General features: G+C 66.5%; 7 protein-coding genes and 2 pseudogenes. 7 read left to right on the top strand and 2 right to left on the bottom strand.

The genetic code is table 11. The features are described from left to right. Nucleotides 1-267, bottom strand: a pseudogene (locus AC3A3W_RS00215) (adenosine deaminase); the annotation flags it as partial. Between the two features lie 48 nt (nucleotides 268-315). Between AC3A3W_RS00215 and AC3A3W_RS00210 the strand changes: the two are divergent. Together AC3A3W_RS00210 and AC3A3W_RS00205 are read left to right on the top strand one after the other, a co-directional pair. Further along, nucleotides 316-2934, top strand: a complete 2619-nt coding sequence (locus AC3A3W_RS00210) for an excinuclease ABC subunit UvrA (protein WP_487439882.1) — start codon at nucleotides 316-318, stop codon at nucleotides 2932-2934. Nucleotides 2935-3241: 307 nt separating this feature from the next. Then, the gene (locus tag AC3A3W_RS00205) at nucleotides 3242-3940 is read left to right on the top strand and encodes a transglycosylase family protein (RefSeq protein WP_487439881.1); all 699 of its coding nucleotides are present in this window, start codon (nucleotides 3242-3244) and stop codon (nucleotides 3938-3940) included. Between the two features lie 238 nt (nucleotides 3941-4178). On the opposite strand, the gene AC3A3W_RS00200 is transcribed toward AC3A3W_RS00205, so the two are convergent. Continuing rightward, nucleotides 4179-4706 (bottom strand): hypothetical protein, encoded by a 528-nt coding sequence (locus AC3A3W_RS00200; RefSeq protein ID WP_487439884.1) that lies wholly within the window; start codon nucleotides 4704-4706, stop codon nucleotides 4179-4181. Between the two features lie 267 nt (nucleotides 4707-4973). On the opposite strand from AC3A3W_RS00200, the gene AC3A3W_RS00195 reads away from it, so the two are divergent. The 5 genes and pseudogenes from AC3A3W_RS00195 to AC3A3W_RS00175 all read left to right on the top strand — a co-directional run. Beyond that, complete coding sequence (locus AC3A3W_RS00195) at nucleotides 4974-5894, top strand: MSMEG_6728 family protein (RefSeq protein WP_487439880.1); 921 nt, start codon at nucleotides 4974-4976, stop codon at nucleotides 5892-5894. A gap of 116 nt (nucleotides 5895-6010) precedes the next feature. Next, complete coding sequence (locus tag AC3A3W_RS00190; RefSeq protein WP_487439879.1) at nucleotides 6011-6895, top strand: nuclease-related domain-containing protein; 885 nt, start codon at nucleotides 6011-6013, stop codon at nucleotides 6893-6895. Nucleotides 6896-6953: 58 nt separating this feature from the next. Then, the gene (locus tag AC3A3W_RS00185; protein ID WP_487439877.1) at nucleotides 6954-7814 is read left to right on the top strand and encodes an SDR family oxidoreductase; all 861 of its coding nucleotides are present in this window, start codon (nucleotides 6954-6956) and stop codon (nucleotides 7812-7814) included. A 90-nt stretch (nucleotides 7815-7904) separates the two neighbouring features. Continuing rightward, nucleotides 7905-8327 (top strand): DUF1622 domain-containing protein, encoded by a 423-nt coding sequence (locus tag AC3A3W_RS00180; RefSeq protein ID WP_487439876.1) that lies wholly within the window; start codon nucleotides 7905-7907, stop codon nucleotides 8325-8327. Between the two features lie 93 nt (nucleotides 8328-8420). Continuing rightward, nucleotides 8421-8735 (top strand): annotated as a pseudogene (locus AC3A3W_RS00175) (HNH endonuclease signature motif containing protein); the annotation flags it as partial.

The following is an 8735-nucleotide window of genomic DNA, read 5'->3' as shown; positions in this document are numbered from 1 at the left end:
CAGCACCGACATGTTGGCGTAGTAGAGATCCAGGAACGACTGCAGATCCGTGAATTCGTACCGCGCCCGCAGCTCATCAAGATCTGCATACGGAAGCTCAATCCCGTTGCGCTCGGCCAGCGCGAAGATCAGTTCGGGTTCCAGGGTCCCTTCAATGTGCAGGTGCAATTCAGCCAAGGGCATGACCGGCGGTGCTGCATGGCCGTCCGATTCGTTGGGAAGTGGGGCTAGATCGGCCGGTTCGGCGGCACCGTCATAAGTGTTCACACCGCAAGAATAGTCCCCGGGCCGGACATCACCGCTAGAGTCGAATGGATGCGAAGTGAACAGCACGCTGCCCGTCTGCCGGATCTGGAGCCGGGCCTCTTACTCGACCACCCTGCGGACGGCTTTGTGCGGGTGCGCGGCGCCCGGGAGAACAACCTGCGCAACGTGGACGTAGATGTCCCGCGCGACGCCATCGTCGCCTTCACCGGCGTCTCCGGCTCCGGCAAGTCCTCGCTGGCGTTCGGAACCATTTACGCCGAGGCACAGCGCCGCTATTTCGAATCCGTGGCGCCGTACGCCCGCCGCCTCATCCAGCAGGGGCACAACCCCAAGGTGGAAATGATCACCGGGCTGCCACCGGCCGTCGCACTTCAACAGCGCCGCGGCACCCCCAGCAGCCGTTCAACGGTGGGCACCGTCACCACCCTCTCGAACTCCCTGCGCATGCTGTTTTCCCGCGCCGGGACGTATCCGGCGGGGTCAGCGCAACTGGACTCGGACGCTTTCTCACCCAACACCGCCGCCGGCGCCTGCCCGGAATGCCACGGCCTGGGCATCGCCCACACCGTCAGCGAGAAATCCCTGGTTCCGGACGAGTCCCTCACCATCCGTGAAGGGGCCGTCGCCGCGTGGCCCGGCGCGTGGCAGGGCAAGAACCTGCGCGACATCCTCACCCACCTCGGCTATGACGTTGACACGCCCTGGCGGAAGCTGCCGAAGAAGCACCGCGACTGGATCCTGTTCACCGAGGAACAGCCGGTGGTGGAGGTGACGCCCCAGCGCGACCGCGTCGCCAAGCCCTACAAGGGACGGTTCTGGAGCGCGAAGAGCTACGTCCTGCACACCCTGGCGGACTCCAAGAGCAACACCATGCGGGAACGGGTGCTGAAGTTCATGGAAACCGGGCCGTGCCCCCGCTGCGGCGGCACGGGCCTGACGCCGGACGCGCTGGCTGTGACCTTCGCCGGTCACACCATCGCCGACCTGAACGCCGTGCCCATGGCCGAACTCGCGGACATCATCAGGCCCACCACTGAACTGACAGAGTCGGCCACCGCATCGCGCAAGCAGACTTCCGGTGAACACAATGAGGTTGCTGTCGCCATCACCCGTGACCTGCTGCAGCGGATCACTGTGCTGCTGGACCTCGGCCTCGGCTACCTGGCGCTGGGACGCTCCACGCCGACCCTCTCCCCCGGTGAAATGCAGCGGCTTCGCATCGCGACCCAACTGCGCTCCGGGTTGTTCGGCGTGATCTACGTGCTGGACGAGCCCTCCGCCGGCCTGCATCCTGCCGACGCCGAACCCCTGCTGGCTGTCCTCGACCAGCTCAAGTCCTCCGGCAACTCGGTGTTCGTGGTGGAGCACAACATGGATGTGGTGCGCCGCGCCGACTGGCTGGTGGACGTGGGTCCGCGGGCCGGCGAGGGCGGCGGCGAAGTCCTTTACAGCGGCCCCGTGGCCGGCCTGGCCGACGTCGAGGAGTCCGTCACCCGGCCCTTCCTGTTCGGCAACCGTTCCGGCGGGGCTCTGCCACAGGTGGGGGTCGACGGCGGTACCGACGGCGGCGGTCGGCGCGGCGCCCTCCGAGAGCCGGACGGCTGGCTGGAACTGCGCGACATCAGCCGTCACAACCTGCGCGAACTCGATGCCGACTTCCCGCTCGGCGTCCTCACCGCGGTGACGGGGGTCTCCGGCTCGGGCAAGTCGACCCTGGTCAGCCAGGTGCTCGCCGAAGTGGTGGGAGCCCGGCTGCATCCGGATACCAATGCCGAGGCCAGCCCCGGTCCTGGTTCCGATGCGGAGCCAGACCTACTCGGTGGCGGCAGCGGCGGGCTTACAGCGCCGTTGACGGTCGGGCCTGTCTCGGGCCTGGACCTTGTGGACCGGTTGGTCAAGGTGGACCAGAAACCGATCGGCCGGACACCGCGCTCCAACCTCGCCACCTACACCGGACTCTTCGACGCGGTCCGCAAGGAGTTCGCCGCCACAGACGAGGCCAAGTCCCGCGGTTTCGGCGCCGGACGATTCTCGTTCAACGTTGTCGGCGGGCGCTGCGAAACCTGCCAGGGCGAGGGGTTCGTGGCCGTGGAGCTGCTGTTTCTGCCCGGCAGCTACGGCCCCTGCCCGGAATGCCAGGGTTCCCGCTACAACCCAGAAACCCTTGAGGTGACCTACCGCGGCAAGAATGTTGCCGAGGTCCTGGGCATGACGGTGAACGCGGCCTCCGAGTTCCTGGCCGACGTTCCTTCCGCGGCGCGCAGCCTGCAGACCTTGCGGGAAGTGGGTTTGGGCTACCTCCGCCTCGGCCAGCCGGCCACGGAGCTTTCCGGCGGCGAGGCACAGCGCATCAAGCTCGCCACCGAACTGCAGCGGGCCAGCCGGGGACACACGCTCTATGTGCTCGACGAACCCACCACGGGGCTGCACCCGGCGGACGTCCAATTGCTCATGACGCAGCTCCACCGCCTGGTCGATGCCGGCAATACCGTCGTCGTCGTGGAACACGAAATGGACGTCGTGGCCGCCGCCGACTGGGTCATCGATCTTGGCCCGGCCGGAGGTGACGCCGGCGGTGAGATCGTCGCGGCCGGAACAGCGGCCGCCGTCGCGCGGTCACAGGACAGTCGGACGGCGCCCTATCTGGCTTCAGCCCTGAAATCCTGAGGCAGGGGCGCCCGGGCGGGGCCAGCCCGTCCTGACCCCTCTGCCGGCTCGCCCGTGCTCGGCTGTCAAGACTCGACTGTCAAGACTCGGCTGTCAAGAATGATCTCGATTTGATAACGGAGCCCGGCTGCCTTACGGTTGAACACATGCCCGCGCGATGCGGGCCCCTTGAATGCCCGGTGCCGCCTCCACCAGTTACTGCCCGGCCGGCGGACACCGTAATGACCTCTAGCTTGTCAGGGGCGGGCGGTAGCGCGACAACGTCCGGGGACGGACCGAGCGCGGGTGGCCTCAGGAGCATCCCACCATGAAGAAGTCCACTTTCACTACTGCCGCGCGCCGCGGCGCAACTCTTGTCGCCGTTTCCGCTGCTGGCCTGGCTCTGTCCGCCACCGCAGCCAACGCCGCAGCCCCCACCGCCACCAGCGGTTCCACCTGGGACGCCCTCGCGCAGTGCGAGAGCGGCGGCAACTGGGCCATCAACACCGGCAACGGTTTCTCCGGCGGCCTGCAGTTCACCCCGCAGACCTGGGCCGGCTTCGGCGGCACGGGTGCGCCTGAAAACGCCTCCCGCGCCCAGCAGATCGCTGTAGCCGAGAAGGTCCAGGCCACGCAGGGCTGGGGCGCATGGCCTGCCTGCGCCGCCAAGCTCGGACTGAGCGGCGGCGGTGGAGCAGCTGCTCCGCAGATCCAGCCGCAGAGCGCGCCGGTTCAGGCCGCTCCGGCCCAGGCAGCACCCGTCCAGGTCCAGGCGGCTCCCGTTGCCCAGGCCCCGGTACAGGCTCCCGTTCAGGCACCGGCCCCCGTGCAGACCCACGCCAAGCACGCGGCTCCCGTTGCCCTGAGCGGCGAGACCTACACCATTCAGTCCGGCGACACCCTGAGCAAGATCGCTGAAAAGCTCGGCGTGACGGGCGGATGGCAGAGCCTTGCCGACGCCAACGCCGACTCCATCACCGATCCCGACCTGGTGTTCGTTGGCCAGGTTCTGCAGCTTCCCGCCTAACTAGGTGGCCTGCTGACAGCAACTGTCTGTCTGCAGAACAACGCCGGGCACCCGTTTGCGGGGTGCCCGGCGTTGTTCTTTAAGTGTTGACCAGCGCCGACGCCAGGACCCGCCTCTTCGAGGCGAGTTCCGGCGTCGCGCGGTTAAGCCGCCCTTGTGCACGTACGACGCCGGGACGCCCCCTTGAGGAGGACGTCCCGGCGTCGTTTGTGTCTAGGTTGTTGTGCGTAAGTCGCGCTCAGGCGGCCGTCGGCAGTTCGCGGACGATGCGCACTTTCCAGGCGGCGTCGTCGCTCGTATCCAGCAGGGCCACGGTGCCCGAGGTGAGGTGCAGGGCGACGCGCTTTGCGTGGAGCAGCTCGAGGTAGAGGTGCTCGTTCATCCGGGACGGCGTGTCAATGACAAACTTCACGGCGTCGCGGACTTTGCGGTAGTTGGCGCTGCGCTCACGGTGCCGGTGGAGTTCCAGCTCGTGGCGCTGCTTCACGCGCGGCTCGTGGCGGTTCAGCCAGTTCACGGCCAAGTGCACTCCGATGACCACGGACAACGAAACGGCGTAGATCCACCAGCCGGTCGACATCAGGAACAGCGGCAGATTCGCAATGGCCACGATAGCGATAACGAGGCGGAGTGCGACCAGCCGGCGAAGGGTCAGCGTGACGGACGCCAGCGCGGCACGGAAGCCGTGCTGTTCCTTGCGCGCGGCCGCCGGATCCAGCGTGAACTCGTCGAGAACCAGGATGCCGTTCGCCTCGGGATCAAGCATCTTGCCGTACTTCGGAACGAACGGCTGGGGTGCCTGTGACGCGTGTGATTTCGATGCTGCAGGCGCAGTTACTAACGGCGCAGGGGAGGTGAGGGTCATGTGAGGGCTTCCAGACGCTGTTTGGGTTTCGGCTATCTTAGTGGTTGGCCACCCCCTCTGTATGCATCAGTCCACATAGTGAACATGCTGCGGCGGCCGTCACACGGAAACCGTGTGGGCCGTGACACCGTAATTGGCACATTAGGCGCGGGGCCTCAGACTGAAAGGATGCAGACCTTCCTTCCCTATCCCGATTTCCAGCAAAGCGCCGCTGCGTTGGACCCCGCCAGGCTCGGCAAGCAGCGCGTCGAGGCGCTGCAAACACTCCGTGCGCTGGTGATCCCGGAGTACGGCTGGCAGTCACATCCCGCCATCCGCATGTGGATGGGTTACGTCCCGGCCCTGACCATGTACGGCCTGGCCATGGCCGACGAATGGGCCAAGCGCGGCTTCGCGGACAACACGCGCGACAACATCCGCGAATTCGCCCCGCAGGCGGCCCACCCCGATTACGCTTCCAAGATCCCCATGCCGCCGTGGTTGGGCGATCCCGAGCTGCACCTGAGCCACCGCTCCAACCTGATCAGGAAAGACCCGCGCTTCTACACGCCGGTTTTCCCCGACACCGAGCCCGACCTCGAGTATGTCTGGCCGGAGCCGCGCCACGAGTTCCTGCCCGAGGATCCTGACGGCGATGTCCTGTGGATCCTGCGCGAACACGTTGGCGACATCGACCCGGAGCGCCTGGACAAAGTAGGGCTGCCGGCCGTGGGTCGTGCCGCCCAGGCGGCAGTCAACGCAGGGAACGCGGAGGACGACTACCAGCCGGTCTACGCGGACTCAGGCTCCCGCCGGCCGCTGAAGGTCGCCCGCAAGCTGCCTCCCAAGCAGCAAGTCAAGAAGCCGTCGCGGAAACGCCAGCGCCAGGAAGCGGCGTTCTCCACCCTTCCCGGCAAGACCCCCGTGGCCGTTCCCCTTGAGGGCGGCAGCAGGTTCGCTGTCGGCATGGTCCTTGGGCGCCCCATCACGCTCGACGACGGCCGCTTCGGGCGGAACTTCAAAGTCACCGAGATCATCGACCGTTCCGCGTTCGACTACCCGGCCCTGTTGCAGGACCCGCGGGTGTTCTTCCCGGTCCCTGCGCTCTGACGAACCTGCAGCGTGCTTGACGCCCGAGGAGGCCTGTCCCCGCGATGTTCCGATCGCATACAGTGGTCCTCGTGCGCCTCGCCGTGGTCGCACGCGGTATATGGATTGGGGACCAAATGGGGGCAGGCCACGGGGCTGTGGAGCAGGCTCGCCTGGCAGCGGAACGTGTGGCGAAGCTTCGGCTGCAGCTTGATCATGCCGAACGCGTGGAGCGGGCATGGATAGCAGGCGCCGAAGGGGAGGCCCGCGTCGCGCGCGTACTGGATGAGCTGCAGACGCAAGGCTGGCGGGTTCTGCACGACGTACGCTGGCCTGGACGGCCCAAAGCCAATCTGGACCATGTCCTCGTCGGTCCAGGCGGAGTCATTGTTGTTGATGCGAAGAACTGGTCCGGCAACGTATCTCTCCGCGACGGTATGCTACGGCAGAACGGATCCTCCCGGGAGCGGGAAGTCTCCGGCGCAGTCGAGCAGTGTGCCGCCGTGGCCGCGCTGCTGGAACCGCACCACCGCCGCTACGCCCAAGGCTGGCTTTGCATGGTGGGACAGCCAGCAATGCATGGCATGACGGCCAGCGGTGCAATGGTCCAAGGCTTGGATACCCTCCGTGACGCCGTTTGTGCCCTCCCTGCCGTGCTGGACTCCGTGACCGTGGAGATCATCCACCACTACTTGATGGAGCTGTTGTCGGGGCGAACGAGTCCGCCGCTGCTGACTACGCGCACTGCGCCCAGCAGCGCCACAGACTTCTCGCCCACCGCAGGGCCGGCAGCATCACTAGCACACTGGCGGAGTGAACGTCAGATGCCTGTTCACCCACCCACGCGCCCTAGGGGCCCGAATCGCAAGAGGTCCACGGGCTGCCTGCGCATGGTCTTGCCGCTGGTGGTGACAGTCTTTCTTCTCGGCATTTTCTTCAACGTGCTGTCTCAGCTGCAGCAATCGGCCCCGCCAGCTCCTCGGCCCACGCCTTCCGTGGCCAAAACTGCCCCACAGCACTGACCGCCGGGAGTGACCGCCAGTTCACGGCTCTCCCGGGCGAGCTGGCAGACTGGCACGTATGACTATCCTTGTGGCCGGTTGCGGCGATCTGGGCACCGAAGCCGGCCTGCGGTTCGCCGCTGCCGGGCATACCGTGGTGGGCTGGCGGCGGTCACCGTCGAAACTGCCGCCGGAGATAAAGGGGGTCGCTGCAGACCTGAGCTCCCCCGGCCTTCCGCCGATCCCGGCGGACACCACCGCCGTCGTCATCTCTGTTGCTGCTGATTCGCCAAGCGAGGAAGCCTACCGCACCGCCTACGTGAGCGGCATTTCGCATGTCCTGGACGCCCTCGAACGCGACGGCGTTACTCCGCGACGCGTCCTGTTCGTCTCCTCGACCGCCGTGTACGGCGACGCCGGCGGCGATTGGGTCGACGAAAGCACGACGGCGATGCCGGGCAGCTTCTCTGGCCGCATCCTCCGCGAAGCAGAGGATCTTCTCCACGAGCGCCTGCGCGAAACGCCAACAGCCGCAGTGGTTCTCCGTCTCGGAGGCATCTACGGCCCCGGGCGAACGAGGCTGATCGACCAGGTCCGCAACGGGACCGCCGTGATCCCCGATACCCCGCGCTATACGAACCGCATCCACCGCGACGACGCCGCCGGCGCCATCGTCCAGCTGTGCACTATGGACGATGAACCCGCTCCCGTCTATGTGGGCGTCGACAACGACCCGGCCGAACTCGGTGACGTCCTGCGGTTCCTGGCCGCAGAACTGGGACTTGAAGGCCCGCCGTCGGGCAATGCCGGCGACGGGCGCGGCGGCAACAAGCGGTGCAGCAACAAGTTGCTGCGGGGAACGGGCTACTCCTTGGTCTATCCGACGTTCCGGGAGGGATATCGCGCCATCCTTGCGGGCGTTGGCGTGCGCCACCCGTAGGCTGTTCTTGGCCGGCAAGTGGAGCCGAGCCGAGACAACCGGGAGCAAGACTGCGGACCGGACACGATTCCGACACTCAACGGGGGCCTGGTGGATTTTCAGCACATCATTGAAGCAGTCGGCAGGTTGGTGGACTTTGCAGGCGTAGCTGTGATGGTCATCGGCGCCGTCGTCTCGATCCCCATGGCGTTACGCGGATACCAGCCACGCCGACTGCCCGCAGACGCCGAGCGGATGTCTGTTTACCGCGCCTACCGCCAACTGCTCGGGCGCTCCATTCTGCTCGGACTGGAGCTCCTTGTGGCGGCTGACATTATCCGCACAGTGGCTGTGGCCCCGACCTATGAAAGCGTCGGCGTGCTGGGGCTCATCGTCCTCATCCGTACCTTCCTGAGCTTCTCACTGGAGCTGGAAATCACCGGCCGCTGGCCTTGGCAGAAGGAACCGTCTTCGTCCCGCTCCGGTCCAGATGGCGGCTCGTTGAAGCGCGAGTCCTCAGTCTCCGAGACCTAAGCAGGTCCGCGGTTTCATCCCGTCAGAATTCCTCTTTCCATCGATCTTTCCTAACGCGCTAAGAATGTCAGACCCCTCTGACAGAGTTTTCCCATGGAAGCCATGGGGGAAGACGCAGCGGTTCACACCGCAGGCCAGGCGCCAACGCCCGGCGTCAGTGCGGCTGCCCTGCTGGGGAGCCGCCGCGTTCCCCTTGCGGCTTCTGGTGGCCTTCGCTCGGCGTCCGACGGCGGTGGTTCCGTTAATCTGCGGCACTGCCTGGCGGTATTGGAATCGGCGGTGGAGTCCGCGCCCGGGGAGCTGGCACTGGCTGGGTTCCGGGAGGCTGCGGACTTCGCCGAGGTGGCCGAGGAGATTTCGCGCCGGGCCGAGCACCTGCAGTTACTCTCCGCCGCCGCGGTCGACCGG

Source organism: Arthrobacter sp. Soil_N43, from assembly GCF_057655195.1.
Note: the sequence above shows the minus strand (reverse complement) of the source record. Positions and strands in the feature narration are given on the sequence as shown.

Coding starts and splice junctions, on each gene's coding strand:
- AC3A3W_RS00210 (WP_487439882.1), top strand. CDS start 316: ATGCGAAGTGAACAGCACGCTGCCCGTCTGCCGGATCTGGAGCCGGGC.
- AC3A3W_RS00205 (WP_487439881.1), top strand. CDS start 3,242: ATGAAGAAGTCCACTTTCACTACTGCCGCGCGCCGCGGCGCAACTCTT.
- AC3A3W_RS00200 (WP_487439884.1), bottom strand. CDS start 4,706: ATGCTTGATCCCGAGGCGAACGGCATCCTGGTTCTCGACGAGTTCACG.
- AC3A3W_RS00195 (WP_487439880.1), top strand. CDS start 4,974: ATGCAGACCTTCCTTCCCTATCCCGATTTCCAGCAAAGCGCCGCTGCG.
- AC3A3W_RS00190 (WP_487439879.1), top strand. CDS start 6,011: ATGGGGGCAGGCCACGGGGCTGTGGAGCAGGCTCGCCTGGCAGCGGAA.
- AC3A3W_RS00185 (WP_487439877.1), top strand. CDS start 6,954: ATGACTATCCTTGTGGCCGGTTGCGGCGATCTGGGCACCGAAGCCGGC.